The organism is Devosia sp. Leaf64 (assembly GCF_001421945.1).
Classification (GTDB): domain Bacteria; phylum Pseudomonadota; class Alphaproteobacteria; order Rhizobiales; family Devosiaceae; genus Devosia.
In genome coordinates, this window is sequence record NZ_LMLO01000005.1 from 19,195 (window position 1) to 35,550 (window position 16,356).

Genomic DNA, 16,356 nt, shown 5'->3' on the forward strand with positions numbered 1-16,356 from the left:
CCAAAGGGAGAGGTGAAGAAGGCCAGCGTCTCGTGCACCCAATCACCGCCATGCGGCGAACAGCCTAGAAGGACCAAAACAATGGGTTCAATCACCCTCGAACACGTCAACAAGTCCTTCGGCGAAGTCGAGATCATTCCCGACATTTCCCTCGATATCGAGGACGGCGAATTCGTCGTCTTTGTCGGTCCGTCGGGCTGCGGCAAGTCGACCTTGCTGCGCCTCATCGCCGGCCTTGAAGACACGACCTCGGGCAAAATCCTCCTAGACGGGCAGGACGTCACCGACGCGCCGCCCGCGCGCCGGGGCCTCGCCATGGTGTTCCAGTCCTATGCGCTTTATCCGCATATGAGCGTGCGCGAGAACATCGCCTTTCCGCTCAAGATGGCGAAAATGCCCCAGGCCGAGATCGACAAGAAAGTCGACTACGCCGCGCGTACCCTCAACCTCGGCTCTTATCTCGACCGTCGCCCGCGGGCCCTCTCCGGCGGTCAGCGCCAGCGCGTCGCCATTGGCCGCGCCATCGTCCGCGAGCCCAAGGCCTTCCTTTTCGACGAACCCTTGTCGAACCTAGACGCAGCGCTCCGCGTCAACATGCGCCTCGAAATCACCGAGCTGCACCAGCAGCTCAAGACCACGATGATTTACGTGACCCACGACCAGGTTGAAGCCATGACCATGGCCGACCGGATTGTGGTGCTCAATGCCGGCAATGTCGAACAGTTCGGCTCCCCGCTCGACCTCTATAAGAAGCCCGCCAATCGCTTCGTTGCTGGCTTCATCGGCTCGCCGAAAATGAACTTTGTGGACGGCCCGGAAGCCGCCAAGCACGGTGCCCATTCCATCGGCGTTCGCCCCGAACATTTTAAACTCTCGACCACAGAAGGCGCCTGGAAAGGCACGGTCGGCGTTGCCGAACAGCTCGGCTCCGACACCTTCCTTCACGTCCAAACCGACGGCCTAGGCCTGATGACCATCCGCACCGACGGCGACCAGACTTTTAGCCACGGTGACGTAGTCTATCTGACCCCGGACCCGACCCGCATCTATAAATTCGACGCTGCGGGCAAGGCCTTATAAGCCTGCCACACAAACAGCGTCATTCCCGCGAAAGCGGGAATCCCTTGTTGCAAACAGGAGAGAGATTCCCGCTTTCGCGGGAATGACGCCGGGGCAGGGCCGGATGTGAAGAATAGGACGACCAGAATGACCAAACTTGCCGCCGCCACCCTGCCGAGCCTCACCACCGCCGCGGTCCCCGGCTACACCCGCGCCGACCTAACCCCCGGCATCGTCCATTTCGGCGTCGGCAATTTCCATCGCGCCCACCAGGCCGTCTATCTCGACGCGCTCTTCAATATCGGCGAGGGCCACGACTGGGCCCTGATCGGCGCTGGTGTCCGCGAAACCGACGAAGCCATGCGCCAAAAGCTCATGGGTCAGGATTTGCTCACCACCGTCGTCGAACAGGAAGCCGATTCCAGCTCCGCCCATGTCACTGGTGTGATGGTCGATTACCTGAAGCCCGGCGACAGCGCTGCCGTCATTGCCAAACTCGCCGATCCCGCCATCCGCATCGTCTCCCTCACCATCACCGAGGGCGGCTACTACATCGACCCGGCATCGCAAGAGTTCGATCCGACCCATCCCGATATCGCCTACGACGCCGCCCACTTCGACGCACCGAAAACCGCCTTTGGCCTGATCCTTGCCGGCCTCGTCGCGCGGAAAAACGCCGGTCTGCAGCCGTTCACCGTCATGAGCTGCGACAACATCCCCGGCAATGGCCACGTCACTGAAAACGCCGTCGCAGGCCTCGCTGCCCTGATCGATCCCGCGCTCGCCAACTGGGTCAAATCTTCCGTCGCCTTCCCCAATGGCATGGTCGATCGCATCACCCCCGCGACCTCCGACCGCGAGAAAAAGCTCCTCGCCGACAATTTTGGTATCGACGACGCCTGGCCGGTCTTCTGCGAAAATTTCAAGCAATGGGTGCTCGAAGATAATTTCCCGGCCGGCCGCCCGGCGCTCGAAAAGGTGGGCGTCCAGTTCGTCCCCGACGTCGCGCCCTATGAGCACATGAAGATCCGCATCCTCAATGGCGGCCACGCGACCATCGCTTACCCCGCCGGGCTCATGGACATCCACTTCGTCCACGAAGCCATGGAGCATCCGCTCGTTGCCGCCTTCCTCAAAAAGGTCGAGACCGAAGAGATCATCCCGGTCGTGCCGCCGGTGCCCGATACCGACCTCAACGACTATTTCAAGCTCTGCGAAAAACGCTTCGCCAATCCCAAGATCGGCGACACGATTCGCCGCCTCGCGCTCGATGGCTCCAATCGACAACCGAAGTTTATCATTCCGACGGCCTTGGATAGGGTCAACGCTAACGGAATGGTAACAGGCCTTGCCCTGGTGAGCACACTTTGGTGCCGCTACTGCTATGGCACGACCGATAGCGGCGCGGTCATCGAACCCAACGATCCAAGCTGGGATCGCCTCACGGCGCAGGCCAAAAAAGCCAAGGATAATCCAACTGTCTGGCTCGAGATGGCCGACATCTATGGCGACCTCGCCAAGGCCCCCAGCTTCATCGCGGCCTTCACCAAGTCGTTGAATTCATTGTGGTCTATCGGCACTAAGGCGACGCTCGAAGCCTATCTCGCCGACCGCCTCTAGCCCCGCTCGCTGCCTTCCGCTAAGCTCCGCCCGGGACGGAGAAGCGAGGGCAGCGTGGGGCAAGACCTCCTGGTGGGAGTGGACGTAGGCACCGGCAGCGCCCGTGCCGGAGTTTTCACAGTCGACGGTAAACTCTTGGGCCGTCACGAAAATCCGATCCTGATGCGGCGCAGCGACGCCAACTTTGCCGAGCACGACAGCGAAGACATCTGGACCGCCGTCTGCCTCGCCGTCCGCGCCGCCCTCACCCAAGCCAAGGCCGATCCCGCCGATGTCGTCGGCATCGGTTTTGATGCCACCTGTTCCCTCGTTGTCCGCGACGCCGCAGGCGCACCGGTAACTGTATCCAAAGATGGAGAAGATCGTTGGGATACAATAGTTTGGCTCGATCATCGCGCCCTCGAAGAAGCCGATGAATGCACGCGAACCGGCCATGAAGTGCTCCATTATGCCGGCGGCGTCATGTCCCCGGAAATGGAAGTGCCCAAGCTCATGTGGATCAAGCGCCACCTGCCCAAAAGCTGGGCCCGTGCTGGCCATATGTTTGATTTAGCTGATTTTTTATCTTGGAAAGCCACGGGCTCACTTGCCCGTTCGCAATCGACCCTCACCTGCAAATGGACCTATCTCGGCCACGAGAGCCCAAGCTGGCGGCATGACTTTTTGAGTCTCGTTGGCCTCGACGATCTCATTGAAAAAGCTGCACTTCCTGACGTAGCGAGCCCTGTCGGCGACGACCTCGGCTCCCTCACGGAAGCCGCCGCCGCCCAACTCGGCCTCACCCAAAATTGCCGCGTCGGTGCCGGCCTCATCGACGCTCATGCCGGCGCCCTCGGCGTCCTCGGCGCCTTCACGTCCGACGTCGAAACCATAGACCGGCACCTTGCCCTCATCGCCGGAACATCGAGCTGTGTCATGGCTTTATCGGCCGAGGACCGCCCGACCACAGGGGTATGGGGGCCCTATTTCGGCGCCGTCCTGCCGGGCGTCTGGCTCAACGAAGGCGGCCAATCGGCCACCGGCGCGCTGCTCGATCACATCATCCGCTGGCACCGGGCGGGGGGTGATCCGACCCCGGAAAACCACCTCGGCATCTGTCGACGGGTGATGGAGTTGCGCGAAACCGAAGGTCTCGCCCTCGCTAACCGCTTGCACGTGCTGCCAGATTTTCACGGGAACCGCTCGCCGCTCGGCGATCCCTTTGCGCTGGGGGTCATCTCCGGCCTCACCCTCGACAGCGATTTTGACTCCCTCTGCCGCCTCTATTGGCGCACCTGTGTCTCCATCGCCCTCGGCGTTCGGCATATCCTCGAAACGCTGAATACCCGCGGCTATGCCATCGACACCCTCCATATCACTGGCGGGCATACCAAAAATCCATTGCTGATGGAGCTTTACGCCGACGCTACCGGCTGCACCGTCGTCGAACCATCGACGCCCGACGCAACGCTTCTCGGCATGGCTATGGTCGCTGCCAATGCCGCGGGGCTTTATCCGAGCCTTGATCAGGCGTGTCTAGCCATGCAGCAGGGCGGCACCTCGCGGGCACCCAATCCGGCAGCCCGGTCGCAATTCGACAGGGACTACCGGATATTCCTCGAAATGTTGAGGCAGCGCCAAGCTATTGACGCGATGGAATAATCAGGCGCGACGAACGCGCGTGAATTTTACGGGCTGCTTCTTGTATTCATTGCCGGCGCCGGTTTCGGCCTCGGCAAAAATCTTCATCACCGTATCGCGGCCATCGACCACCTGACCAAAGGCGGCAAAGCCCTGGCCATCGGGATTGCGTCGTCCGCCGAAATCGAGTTCGGGCTGATCGCCGATGCAGATGAAGAACTCCGAAGCCGCTGAACCGACAGCAAAGCGGGCCATCGAGACGGTCATATCCTTATGGGAAAGGCCAGTCATTTCAGTGGTTTCATGGGCAATCGGTGGATAGGGCGCTTGCCGGTCGTCGGTCGTGTGATAGCCCCATTGCACGACTTCGATCTTGTGCACCGATTGCGGGTTCTGGTTTTCATAGGTGACGATGCGATAGGCCTCGGCATCATCGAGCAGGCCGTCATCGACATAGCGCAGGAAATTGGCCGCCGTAACGGGGGCCTTGGCGTCGTCGACGGAAATGGTGAAGCTGCCTAGCTCGGTTTCGAGCAGAACTGAAATGGTCACGTCTTTAATCCGATGAAAGAGAAGCTCCCGCCGGTTGGCCGGCGGGAGGCATTGATTTTATTCAGCGATTTCAGCGTCGCGGAAGTAGGGGACGTTGAGCGGCGAACGCCAGAAGCCGGTCACCTTGGGGCTCATCATCATGTAATTGTAGCGGTGGTACTGCGGCAGGATGACGTGGTCATTCATCAAGATGGCCTCGGCCTTGCGCATGTCGTCGCGCGATTCCGCTTCATCGCCGGTTGCCTTGGCCGCTTCGATTGCAGCGTCGTAATCCGGGTTGGACCAATTGGCGAGATTGTTGGCGCTGCCGGTGACGAAGTTGTCGAGGAAAGTCATGGGGTGCGGGTAATCAGCACCCCAGCCCATCTGCGCGATCTGGTACTCGACCTTCTGCACTTCGGGATAGAAGACCTGCCATTCGGTCGCCTGGATCTCGACGTCGATATTGAGGTTTTCCTTCCACATCTGCTGGATGGCTTCGAGCAGCTTTTCGATCGGCGGGGAGGAATAGGTGACGTAGAGCGTCTTTGGAAAACCTTCGCCATTTGGGAAGCCGGCTTCGGCCAGTTCGGCCTTGGCGCCTTCGACATCGGCGGTTTCCGAGAGACCAAAATTATCGTGGCCTTCGGTGAAATCTTCGCCGGCAAGGCTCATGCCCGGGGGCACAAGGCCGAGGGCCGGGGTGTCAGCCGATTGCAGCACGAACTCGATGATCTCGGAGCGATCGATCGCCATCGAAAGCGCCTTGCGCACATGGATATTGTCGAGCGGCGCCTGGTGCGGATTGAAGAACGCATAGGTGGTGCCGAGAGCGGGAACGATGAGGAAAGCATCGGACTCGACGGAAAGGCGCGGAATTTCGGGCGCCGGGACGGCTTCGATGCCGTCGACATCGCCGGCTTCGAAGGCGGCGAGTGCGGTTGCCGGATCAGGGATCAGGCGGAAGGTCAGCTTGTCGAGGCTGACCGCGTCGGCGTCATAATAGTTCGGGTTCTTTTCGAAGACGACGGATTCGCCCTGATTGAACGCGGTGACGCGGAACGGGCCGGTGCCGATGAAAGTAGCGGGATTGCGCGTCCAGCCTTCCGGATCGGCGGAAACGACATCTTCGCGGACAGGATAGAAGGTTGGGTAGTTAAGAAGCTGCAGCATATAGGGCACGCGCTGCTTGAGCGTGAAGGTCAGCGTCTTGTCGTCGGGAGCCGAGATCGCAATCGCGCTAGCATCGCCCCCGCCATAGGCTTCTTCGGCGCCGACGATGTGGTAGAGCATCTGCGAATTCATCGAGCCCGATTTGGGATCGAGCACGCGCTTCCAGGCATAGACGAAGTCCGATGCCTTGACCGGTTCGCCATCGGACCACTTTGCATCGCGCAGGTGGAATGTGTAGGTGAGGCCGTCTTCCGAAACATCCCAGCTTTCAGCCAGAGCTGGCACGACTTCGCCCTCGGGGCTCAGGCGCACGAGACCTTCGAAGGTGTTGCCGATGATCGGGGCGGCAAAGGTTTCGGCGGTGGTGCCGGGGTCGTATTTGGCGCTTTCATTGTTGACCACATAGGTCAATTCGCCGGCAGCGAAGGCCGACCCGGCCGAGGCCAGCAGCATTGCCGTTATGAGCGGCAGTACGCGTTTCATCATTGCGTTCTCTCCTTTGTCGGGGATGTTACCCCGTTTGCTTGTTGCGCCAGTTCCCCGGCGAAGTGGCAGGCTGCCAGATGACCGCCGCCAATATCGGTAAGCTGCGGCTCGACACGCGCACAAAGCTCGGTAGCGAGCGGGCAGCGGGTGCGGAAGCGGCAGCCGGATGGGATATCGATCGGGCTCGGGATTTCGCCCTGCATGGGCTCGACCGCCCGGGCCGCTTCCGGGTCCGGCACCGGAATGGCCGAGAGCAGGGCGCGGGTATAGGGGTGCGAGGGGCGGTGATAGAGATCGGCAGAGGTCGCGAGCTCGACAATTTTGCCCAAATACATCACCCCGATCCGATCCGAAATATGCCGGACCATCGAGAGGTCATGGGTGATGAAGAGATAAGTCAGCCCGAGATCGGCCTGAAGGTCTTCAAGCATATTGACGACCTGGGCCTGCACCGACACGTCGAGCGCGGAAATGGGCTCGTCGCAGATGACGAGATCTGGCTCAAGCGCGATGGCGCGGGCGATGCCGATGCGCTGGCGCTGGCCGCCGGAAAATTCATGGGCGAAGCGCTGGGCGGAATCGCTGGGGAGACCGACGCGGTCGAGAAGGTTCGCGACTTTCTTGCGGCGTTCGACTGGCGTCCCGATGCCGGCGATCTCAAGGGGTTCGGCAATCAGGTCGCCGACGCTCATGCGCGGGTTAAGCGAGGCATAGGGATCCTGAAAGATCATCTGCACGCGGCGCCGGAACTGGCCCAGTTGCCGCTCGGGCGCTTTGGCGACCTCTTGGCCATCGAACAGGATACTGCCTGAGGTTGGCTCGTGGAGGCGAATGACGGTGCGGGCTAGCGTCGATTTTCCGCAGCCCGATTCCCCGACGAGGCCAAGCGTCTCGCCTTTCATCAGGTCGAGATCGACACCATCGACGGCACGAAGCACGGGCTTTGCCGCAAAGGGGGCTGCCGGCAGATGGAAGTGCTTGTGGAGGTCGCGCAGTTGGAGAAGGGGTTTTGTCATGCCGCCACCTCGTGAATGGCGCCGACCTTGGGCGCCTCGGGGTGTTGCAGCCAGCAGCGCGATTGATGCGCGGCGCCGAAGAGCGGCGGCAGTGCGGCCATGCATTGGGCCATGGCGTGCGGGCAGCGCGGGGCGAAGGGGCAGCCGGGTGGGGGCGAGAGCATATTGGGCGGCGAGCCGGGTATCGGTGTCAGCCGCTTATGCGTGTCGTCACGGAGGTCCGGCACCGCGCCCAGAAGGCCGACTGTATAGGGATGCGCAGGGCGGGCGAACAGGTCACGCACCGGGGCGGTTTCCATGACGAGGCCCCCATACAGGACCAGCACGCGGTCGGTGACTTCGGCGATGACGCCGAGGTCATGGGTGATCAGGATCACCGACATGCCAAGGCGCCGTTGCAGGTCCTTCAGCAGAGCGAGAATCTGGCGCTGGATGGTGACGTCGAGGGCTGTGGTCGGCTCGTCGGCGATCAGCAGTTTTGGATCGCAGGCGAGCGCAATGGCGATCATCACGCGCTGGCGCATGCCGCCAGAGAATTCGTGCGGATAGGATCTTAGGCGCTTGGCGGCAGAGGGGATGCGGACGAGTTCGAAAAGTTCGATGGCGCGCGCGCGTGCTTCGGCGGCGCTTGCCTTGCGATGCCGCCGCACCGCTTCCATGACCTGCTCGCCCACGGTGAGCGTGGGATTGAGCGAGGTCATCGGGTCCTGGAAAATGACGCCGATGCGGTTGCCGCGGAGGTCGGACAGGGCGTCTTCGTCGAGCGATAGAATGTCCGTGCCTTCGAAGGTCGCCGAGCCGGATTTGATCCGGCCGCCAGCTTTCAAGAGGCGGAGAACCGACATGCAGGTGATTGACTTGCCTGAGCCGCTTTCGCCCACGAGGCCGAGGATTTCGCCTTGTCGCACATCGAAGCTCACGCCGCGAACGGCCTGGACTTCGCCGCGCCGGGTGAAAAAGGACGTTGCGAGATCTCTGACGGAAAGAATGGGGGCGCTCATCGGCTGAGCCTCGGATCAAGCGCATCGCGGAGGCCATCGCCGAGGAAATTAAAGGCGAACATGGTCAGGGAAATCGCGGCAGCCGGGAAGAACAATTGGTGCGGATAGGCGCGGAGCGTCTCGACGGCTTCGGAGGTCAGCGAGCCCCAGCTCGCGAGCGGTGGCGTTACGCCAAGGCCGATAAAGCTCATGAAACTCTCGATGAAGATGGCCGAGGGGATGAGCATGGTCAGGGTGACGATGATCGGTCCGATGGAATTGGGCAAGAGGTGCCGCGTCAGGATGCGGGCCGGGGATGCGCCCATGGTGCGGGCGGCGGCAACATAATCCTGGCTCTTGAGGCTGAGGATTTGCCCGCGCACGATGCGCGCCATATCGACCCAGAAGACCGAGCCGATGGCGATGATGATGGATAGGAGCCCAGAGTCGAACACCACCATCAGCAGCACGACATAAAGCGTCAGCGGAATGGTCGAGATGATTTCGACGATCCGCATCATCACGGCATCGACCTTGCCGCCCATATATCCGGCAATGCCGCCATAAAAGACGCCGATGAAGAAGTTCACGAGGGTCGCGACGAAGGCGACGGTGAGGGAAATCTGCGCGCCATAGAGCTGGCGCACCAAGATATCGCGGCCGAGCTGGTCTGTGCCGAAAAGATAAGTCTTGTTCCAGGCCCAGCCGGTGGGGCGGACTTCCGAGCCGTCTTCGAGCACGAGCCGGGCGGGCAGTTTTGAATAATCGAGCGTCAGGGTCTGATCGCCGAATTCGTACGGCTGGCTCTTCTTGATGATGTCTTTGCGCCCACCCCTCAAAAGGCCGAGCATGTTCCCCTCGGCGTCGACCTCGTACAGGTTGAAGTTCGACGCATTGAGGAAGAAGCGCGTCGTTTCGCCTGCACCGTCGGTCACCGCATAGGTTTCGAAGAAGGGCGGGATATTGGCGAGCTTCAGGTCCTGCTTGTAATAGGTGTGGGGCGAGAGATAGGGCCCGAAGAAGGCCGCGATCACGAGCAGCACGATGAAGACAATGCTGACGACGGCGGGCTTATTGGCCCAGAGGCGGCGGCGTACTTCCTGGCCATAGGTCGGGGCGGGCGGTGGAACAGGCGTCGCCTTTTCGTCGGCCGGGAGCTTGGCCCACATTTCCGGAGATATGTCGGTCATGCGGTTGCCTTGGTCAGTTTGATGCGCGGGTCGAGCCACACATAGAGAAGATCGACGATCAGGATCATTAGCATCAGCACGGCGGCATAGAAGATCGTGATGCCCATGATGGCGGTGTAGTCGCGATTGGTGATCGAGAGCACGAACTGCCGCCCGATGCCGGGCAAAGCGAAGATCTGTTCGATGACGAAGGAGCCGGTGATCAGGTTGGCAACGACCGGACCCAGTACGGTCACGACGGGCAGAAGCGAATTGCGGAGGCCATGCTTGATGAGGATTTGCCCCTTGCGCAGGCCCTTGGCGCGGGCTGTGGTCATATAATCCTGATCGAGCGTTTCGAGCAGCGACGAGCGAGTCAGGCGGGACACGAAGGAAATCCAGAAGCCGGAAAGGGCAAAGACCGGCAGAAAATAGCCGCGCCAATCATCGAGGCCGAATGTGGGCACCCAGCCGAGGCGCAGGGCGAAGACGTAGATCGAAACTGTGGCGATCACATAGCTTGGAATGGCGACGCCGAGCGTCGCAATGAACATCACCGTCGTGTCGGGCCAGCGATTGCGATTGAGCGCCGCGATGACGCCCAGCGGCACGCCCAGCGCGATGACGCAGATGACCGCCAGGAGCCCGGTCTGCAACGTGACAGGCAGGCCGGCGGCGATCATGGAATTGATCGATACACCGGGATATTTGAAGGACGGGCCGAGGTCGAAGGTCAGGATGCGGCCGAGATAGTTGAGATACTGCTCCCAGATCGGCAGGTTGAGCCCATATTTGGCATTGAGGGCGGCCGCGATCTCAGGCGCAAGCATGCGTTCGGACACGAATGGCCCACCGGGTACGGCATGCATGAGAAAGAAAGTCAGGGTGACGATCGCCCAGAGGGTGACGAGCATCATGCCCAAGCGATTGAGAATATAGGTGAGCATAAACGACGCCGCTCTGGAAAGCGGTGCTGTAGGACGCCGCAGACTCGAAACATGGTTCTATTGCAGCACCATTAAGCCCCGAATTCAATATCTCAAACAGGCGGCCCATCGCCTCGTTGCGCGCGCCGCAAGCGTTACATGCAGGAACGCGCGCTGGGCGCAGGCATTTGGGAATCCAGATGCCTCACAGTCCATCCTGTCAGTTGTGTACCCATGAATATCATGATCCCCCAAGAGCCGCGCGTTGTTCGGCGTGACCAGCCGATGAAGTTCGGCACTCAGTTTACCGCGACCGGTGTGCGTTTCCGGGTTTGGGCTCCCTATTCCAACGGGGTCGCGCTCAAAATATACGATCTCGATATCACCGTACCGATGAACAGCCAGCCGCGGGATTGGTATGAAGTCGAGATCGAGGGCGCGCAGGCGGGCATGCGCTATCGCTACGTGCTCGAGGATGGCACCGAAGTGCCCGATCCGGTTTCAAGATTTCAGCCAGAAGATGTTCACGGCCCAAGCGAGATCATCGACCCCCACCAGTTCGAGTGGACCGACATCGGTTGGCCAGGCCGGCCATGGGAAGAGCAGATCATTTATGAACTGCATGTCGGCACATTTACCAGGGAAGGCACGTTCCGCGGCGTCATCGATAAGCTCGACTATCTCGTCGAACTCGGCATCACCGCCATCGAGCTTCTCCCCGTTGCCGAATTTCCCGGCAAGTGGAACTGGGGATATGACGTGGCGCAATTGTTTGCGCCCGATTCAAGCTATGGACGGCCAGAGGATCTCAAGGCGCTGGTCAATGCTGCGCACGAAAAGGGCCTCAGCGTCTTTCTCGATGTGGTCTACAATCACTTCGGCCCCAAGGGAAATTATCTCTCCGTCTATACCCCGCAGACGACCGACAAGCACGAAACGCCCTGGGGTCCGGCGATCAATTTCGACGCAGACGGCGCTTCCGTCATTCGCGAATATGTTTTCGCCAGCGCTCGTTATTGGCTCAACGAATATCATTTTGACGGCCTGCGCTTCGATGCCGTTCACGAGATCCACGACAATGGCCCTCGGCATCTGCTGCAGGATTTGGCGGAGCAGATCCGCAGCTCGACCGATGGGCGACATATTCATTTGATGGTCGAGAATTCCGACAATGAAGCGAGCTGGCTTAAAAGGCGCGAGGACAGCACGCCATGGCTCTATGACGCCCAGTGGAGCGATGACATCCACCATGCGATGCACAATGCGCTGACGGGCGAAAGCGCCTGGTATTATGCGGACTTTGATGGTCGCATCGACCTTTTGGGACGAGCGCTAGCGGAAGGCTTTTCCTGGCAGGGCGAATATATGGAGCATGAAGGCCGCAAAAAGGGCGAGGCGAGCGCCTTCTTGCCGCCAACGGCCTTCGTCTCTTATGCGCAAAACCACGACCAAGCCGGCAATCGGCCGTTCGGTGAGCGGATCAACCATCTAATCCCCGCCGACCGCGTCCAGCTATGGGCCGCGATTTATTTGCTGAGCCCACATATTCCCATGCTGTTCATGGGGGAAGAATGGGCGCCCAAACAGCCTTTCCTGTTCTTTTCCGATGTGGGCGAAGATCTTGCCGATGACATCAGGCAATCGCGGAAGGATGAGCTCAAGAATTTTCCCGAAGATATGGACCGCGGCGATCCGCCCGATCCGATGGCGCGTTCGACCTTTGAAAGCAGCAAGCTCGTCTGGTCCGATCTCGAGAAAGACGAGCATGCCAAGAGCCTTGTGCATTATCGGCAGCTTCTTGCGCTGAGAAAAGAAGAGATCATTCCGCGCCTTGCGGATATCGGCGGCAATGCTGGCAGGTTCGAGCTGCTGGCTAAAAGGGTTCTCAAGGTTGAGTGGACGCTAGGGGATGAATCGGTTTTGACGCTGATCGCGAATTTGTCTGATGAACCGTTCTCGGGCGCCAAAATCTCCGGCGCGGATCAGCTTTGGCTTGAAGGGTCCGCGTCAAAGGATACGATTGGCGCTTGGAGTGCTGTTTTCACTCTCGATCGCGCAGGTTCCTGACCGTAACGAGCGCTGGGCATGCCGCATAGGCGTTGCTGCTCGGCGACATCCGCAGGCCTCTCAAAGCGTCACTGATATTGTTGACATCGTTAGTCATAATTATTAGTGCGGGCTGTGAGGCCACTTTTATGCGCCTCGGTATGGGGGAAACGCATGAACCGCTTCATTGCAGCCTTATTGGCTGTCATCCTTACCGTTGCCCCGGCGCTAGCGCAGGAGACACGCAGCATCACCGATCTGACCGGTCGGACGGCCGAGATTCCAGCACATCCAATGCGGATCGTTTCGCTGCACGATCTCAGCATCACCATCCCGCTGATCGAGCTTGGCGTGCCCCCGATCGGTAGCCATGGGCGGACGACGGCCGATGGAAAGCCGTTCATCCGCGCCAGTGCAGTACTGACAGGGGTCGATTTCGACAATTCCGAGATCAAATTCGTCGGTAATCTGCCTGCTGATATAGAAGCGATCTCGGCTCTTGAGCCCGATCTCATCATCACGACCGAATGGCAGACCGCCCCCGTCGGTCAATTGGAGAAGATCGCTCCCGTCGTTGTCATCGATACCAGCGCTGACGCTTTTGCGGCCTATGAACTTTTGGCCGACATAACCGGCACACAAGAGCGCATGGCTTTCCTCAAGACCCGCTATGATGGCCAGATTGCGCAGATCAAGCGACTGATCGACACGGCCAACATTTCGGTCTCTGTCATTCAGGGCAATGACGGCGCCTTCTATGTCGAGCACACCTATGGCACGCTCGGGCGTGTGTTGCGCGATGCGGGGTTCAAGGCGCCTGCGCTCATCGAGAGCATACCCGAGGGCGGCGACATGATGGTTCCGGCCGACAGACTTCCGGAGCTCGATGCAGACTTTGTCTTTGCCACTTACCGCACGGACACGCTCGAAACCCCTCAAACGTCCAATGAGAAGCTAAACGCCGTTGTCCCCGACTTCTGCCAGTATCTGACGGCGTGCCAGAACCACCAGCAGATCACCATTCCGCGCGAAGAAGCCTCGTCCAACTCCTTCTATGCGCTCGGAGCCATCAGCTACATGCTGATCTCCAACATTTCGGGCCGAACCTTCGTGCCCTATGCCGGCCAATAGGACCTAAGTGGCGCGGCACCCAAGTGTCGCGCCATGCTCGCCCACCGTCGCAGCATCGTCGCATCGCTAACGCTGCGGAACCCGGCCCACGTCTCGTCGTTTGCCCTTCAGTTGAAGGGTTTACGTCATGCGCAACAAATTTGAGACACTGGCACGGGCAGGCTATGCTGCTCGTGGCGTTGTTTATATTCTCCTTGGCGGTCTCGCCTTCATGTCAGCTTTAAATGGCGGCGGGGGCACGGAAGACTCCTCAGGAGCGCTCTCGCATGTCTTGCAATTCCCCTTCGGTCGCGTGCTTCTGGGCCTGATTGCCATCGGTCTTGCCGGTCACATCGCCTGGCGCCTCGCGCAAGGATTTCTGGACGCCGACAATGTCGGTACGGACGGCAAGGGTCTTGTCGGGCGCGTCGGTTCGCTGATCAGCGCAGGCGCCAATGTTTTCCTTGCGCTCACTGCTGCGCGCATGGCGTTGGGGCAAGGGGGCGGCAGTAGCGGTGGTGGCGGGGAATCCGAGGCCTCGGCCTGGCTCCTCCAGCAGCCGTTCGGCCCTTTCCTCCTTGGCCTCGTCGCTATTGGTGTCATCGGCGCGGGTCTTGTTCAGATCGGCAAGGGTGTCACACGGAAATATCGCGATCGGCTCGATCTTCCATCGTCGCCCAAAGTGCTCGACTTTGCATGCTTGTTCGGGCTGGTTGCCCGCGGCGCTTTGCTCGCCATCGTCGGTGGGTTCGTGGCTTATGCGGCTTTGACCGTTTCGCCCGAGCAGGCTGGCGGAATTTCGGATGCTCTCGATTATGTCTATGCGCTGCCCTTCGGGCGTTGGCTTTATGGCACTGCGGCTCTTGGCCTCGTCGCGTTTGGCTGCTATTCCATCATCCAGGCAGTGTACCGCCACATGAATGCGCCAAGCCTTGCTGATGTGAAGCAGGCGCTTCCTGGTTAGATCTTCCCGAAAATTTACCCTTATTGGGGTTGGGTCGAGACGATCAAGCTGATACCACACGCCCCAATCGGTCTTACGTCGACTCCTGCCTGTCTGTTCAGGCGGGTGAGACGAAATCAAAGTTAGGAAATTTTTTGCAGGTTCAGGTACGCGACAACAACGTCGAACAAGCCCTTCGTGTCCTCAAGAAGCGCCTTCAGCGCGAAGGCGTCTTCCGCGAAATGAAGCTCCGGAAGTATTTTGAGAAGCCCTCGGAAGAGCGCGTCCGTAAAAAGGGTGAGGCCGTTCGCCGCGCCCGCAAGAATGCTCGCAAGCAGGCTATCCGCGAAGGTTTGATCGCGGCTCCCAAGCGCCCGGTACGCACCGATGGTCGTCCGTCGCCCCGCTAAGGCATAACCCAGGGCCCGCCGGCATAAGGTCGGCGGCCCTAGGCTCTCTTCCTTCTTATCCATCGGATCGGGGCTTTGCCTCCCAGTATTCCGATGTCGCGGTTTAGCCTCGTTATGGGCTGTCCGCCAACTGGTGCGCTCAGCGTCGCTTTGCCCAGTTACTGCAATAACCATTCCCGATCTTTAAGTTCACATCGTGAATGTAATTGTCCGCGACCTGCGGTTCTGCAGTCGCTTGGCAATGCGGCTTAGTTCCACAAAGAACATGGGTTATATGAACACAGAAGATGGTTGTATTATCACCGATATTGGGTACATTGAGGTTGTGTATGTAGATTGCCTTAACCGCACCCTATGAACCAACTTCCTGGCTGATGAAAAAAACTGTCGATTGGACGGCTGAACGTCAAAGGTTTCGGGCCGTTACTGAGACCACCAATTTGATCGCTTGGGCGACTGATTTGAATGGTGAATGCTTTTACCTCAGCCCGGAATGGTTTCATTTCACCGGTGCTGACGCTGATCAAGGGATCGGCCTTTCCTGGCTGAGCCTTGTTCATCCAGACGATGCCGGAAAGGTCCGGCGCAGCTTCCTCCACGCTCATGATACGCAGACTGCTTATGGCGCGGCCTTCAGGCTGGCGCGGGCGGATGGCGATTATTCGAGCGTCTGGGCCGTGGGCCTACCAAAATTCGGCGAGAATGATCAGTTCGAAGGATTTTACGGCACTGTTTGCCCGATCCAGGACTATCAAGAAGAAGAGCCGCGTGAGGAAGAGCCGCAGCCACGCGGCAAATACGCCATCACCGAGCGCGAACGGGAAGTTCTGCGACTGATCTCTTTCGGCAATACCAGCGATACCGTTGCTTCGATGCTCGGCATCACCAGCCGGACTGTGGATACGCATATTGCCAATGCGGGGGCGAAGCTTGGTACGTTCAACCGCGTTCATGCGGTCGCTACGGCCCTTCGTAAAAACCAGATCTAGCGCTTTTTGAAACTAGTTTAGGCGTGAGACTGCGTTCACGTCTACGTCCATTGCAGAAAACCAGCAATTGACACGACGTCGAATCGCGCCAGATACGGAATATTCCGTACCAAGAACCCACAATATCTCGAATAATCCGCGTTAAGCATACTGACAATCGGCGTCATGACGGCTTTCGATCGCAGCGCTTCTGGAATATCGCGCCAGCGTCAGGCTCCGATTTAGTTAACAACAGTTAACGTTTTTCTTTCCAGTTGGCAATTCGAAAGCGTTCAGAC

14 protein-coding genes are annotated in these 16,356 nt (G+C 59.6%); 8 read left to right on the plus strand and 6 right to left on the minus strand.

Features of this window, described 5'->3' with window-relative positions; all coding sequences use genetic code 11:
* Nucleotides 1–81 precede the first annotated feature (81 nt).
* The 3 genes from ASE94_RS02715 to ASE94_RS02725 all read left to right on the plus strand — a co-directional run bounded on the left by ASE94_RS02715 (nt 82) and on the right by ASE94_RS02725 (nt 4,320).
* Nucleotides 82–1,080 carry an ABC transporter ATP-binding protein gene (locus ASE94_RS02715; protein WP_062629113.1) on the plus strand — a complete coding sequence of 333 codons (999 nt, stop codon included), beginning with the start codon at nt 82–84 and terminating at the stop codon, nt 1,078–1,080.
* Between the two features lie 126 nt (nt 1,081–1,206).
* Nucleotides 1,207–2,679: a mannitol dehydrogenase family protein gene (locus tag ASE94_RS02720; protein WP_062629114.1), complete on the plus strand. Its 1,473-nt coding sequence runs from the start codon at nt 1,207–1,209 to the stop codon at nt 2,677–2,679.
* Nucleotides 2,680–2,751: 72 nt separating this feature from the next.
* Entirely contained in the window at nt 2,752–4,320 is a 1,569-nt protein-coding gene (locus tag ASE94_RS02725) for an FGGY-family carbohydrate kinase (RefSeq protein WP_244483930.1), read from the plus strand.
* Here the strand turns inward: ASE94_RS02725 and ASE94_RS02730 are convergent, their stop codons facing one another.
* Genes ASE94_RS02730 through ASE94_RS02755 form a run of 6 tightly spaced genes read right to left on the minus strand, consistent with a single transcriptional unit; the run spans nt 4,321 to nt 10,601 of the window.
* Nucleotides 4,321–4,851: a peptidylprolyl isomerase gene (locus tag ASE94_RS02730; RefSeq protein WP_156351788.1), complete on the minus strand. Its 531-nt coding sequence runs from the start codon at nt 4,849–4,851 to the stop codon at nt 4,321–4,323.
* A gap of 57 nt (nt 4,852–4,908) precedes the next feature.
* Nucleotides 4,909–6,489: a peptide ABC transporter substrate-binding protein gene (locus ASE94_RS02735; RefSeq protein WP_082460826.1), complete on the minus strand. Its 1,581-nt coding sequence runs from the start codon at nt 6,487–6,489 to the stop codon at nt 4,909–4,911.
* Nucleotides 6,486–7,505, minus strand: a complete 1,020-nt coding sequence (locus ASE94_RS02740) for an oligopeptide/dipeptide ABC transporter ATP-binding protein (RefSeq protein WP_062629118.1) — start codon at nt 7,503–7,505, stop codon at nt 6,486–6,488. The genes ASE94_RS02735 and ASE94_RS02740 overlap by 4 nt, the downstream gene beginning before the upstream one ends.
* Nucleotides 7,502–8,506: an ABC transporter ATP-binding protein gene (locus ASE94_RS02745; RefSeq protein WP_062629119.1), complete on the minus strand. Its 1,005-nt coding sequence runs from the start codon at nt 8,504–8,506 to the stop codon at nt 7,502–7,504. Before ASE94_RS02745 ends, ASE94_RS02740 begins: the two co-directional genes overlap by 4 nt.
* Nucleotides 8,503–9,675 (minus strand): ABC transporter permease, encoded by a 1,173-nt coding sequence (locus ASE94_RS02750; RefSeq protein WP_062629120.1) that lies wholly within the window; start codon nt 9,673–9,675, stop codon nt 8,503–8,505. The genes ASE94_RS02745 and ASE94_RS02750 overlap by 4 nt, the downstream gene beginning before the upstream one ends.
* Complete coding sequence (locus tag ASE94_RS02755; RefSeq protein ID WP_062629121.1) at nt 9,672–10,601, minus strand: ABC transporter permease; 930 nt, start codon at nt 10,599–10,601, stop codon at nt 9,672–9,674. Before ASE94_RS02755 ends, ASE94_RS02750 begins: the two co-directional genes overlap by 4 nt.
* A gap of 213 nt (nt 10,602–10,814) precedes the next feature.
* Between ASE94_RS02755 and treZ the strand changes: the two genes are divergently transcribed.
* From treZ to ASE94_RS02780, 5 genes are all read left to right on the plus strand, one after another.
* Entirely contained in the window at nt 10,815–12,647 is a 1,833-nt protein-coding gene (treZ, locus tag ASE94_RS02760; protein ID WP_200913574.1) for a malto-oligosyltrehalose trehalohydrolase, read from the plus strand.
* 153 nt (nt 12,648–12,800) lie between these two features.
* Entirely contained in the window at nt 12,801–13,757 is a 957-nt protein-coding gene (locus tag ASE94_RS02765; protein ID WP_062629122.1) for an ABC transporter substrate-binding protein, read from the plus strand.
* A 127-nt stretch (nt 13,758–13,884) separates the two neighbouring features.
* Nucleotides 13,885–14,700 carry a DUF1206 domain-containing protein gene (locus tag ASE94_RS02770; RefSeq protein WP_061909697.1) on the plus strand — a complete coding sequence of 272 codons (816 nt, stop codon included), beginning with the start codon at nt 13,885–13,887 and terminating at the stop codon, nt 14,698–14,700.
* Nucleotides 14,701–14,834: 134 nt separating this feature from the next.
* On the plus strand, nt 14,835–15,089 hold the full coding sequence (gene rpsU, locus ASE94_RS20445) for a 30S ribosomal protein S21 (protein WP_082460827.1): 255 nt from the start codon (nt 14,835–14,837) through the stop codon (nt 15,087–15,089).
* A 374-nt stretch (nt 15,090–15,463) separates the two neighbouring features.
* A complete protein-coding gene (locus ASE94_RS02780; RefSeq protein ID WP_062629124.1) occupies nt 15,464–16,078 on the plus strand; it encodes a LuxR C-terminal-related transcriptional regulator in 615 nt (204 codons plus the stop codon).
* The last annotated feature ends 278 nt before the right edge of the window (nt 16,079–16,356 follow it).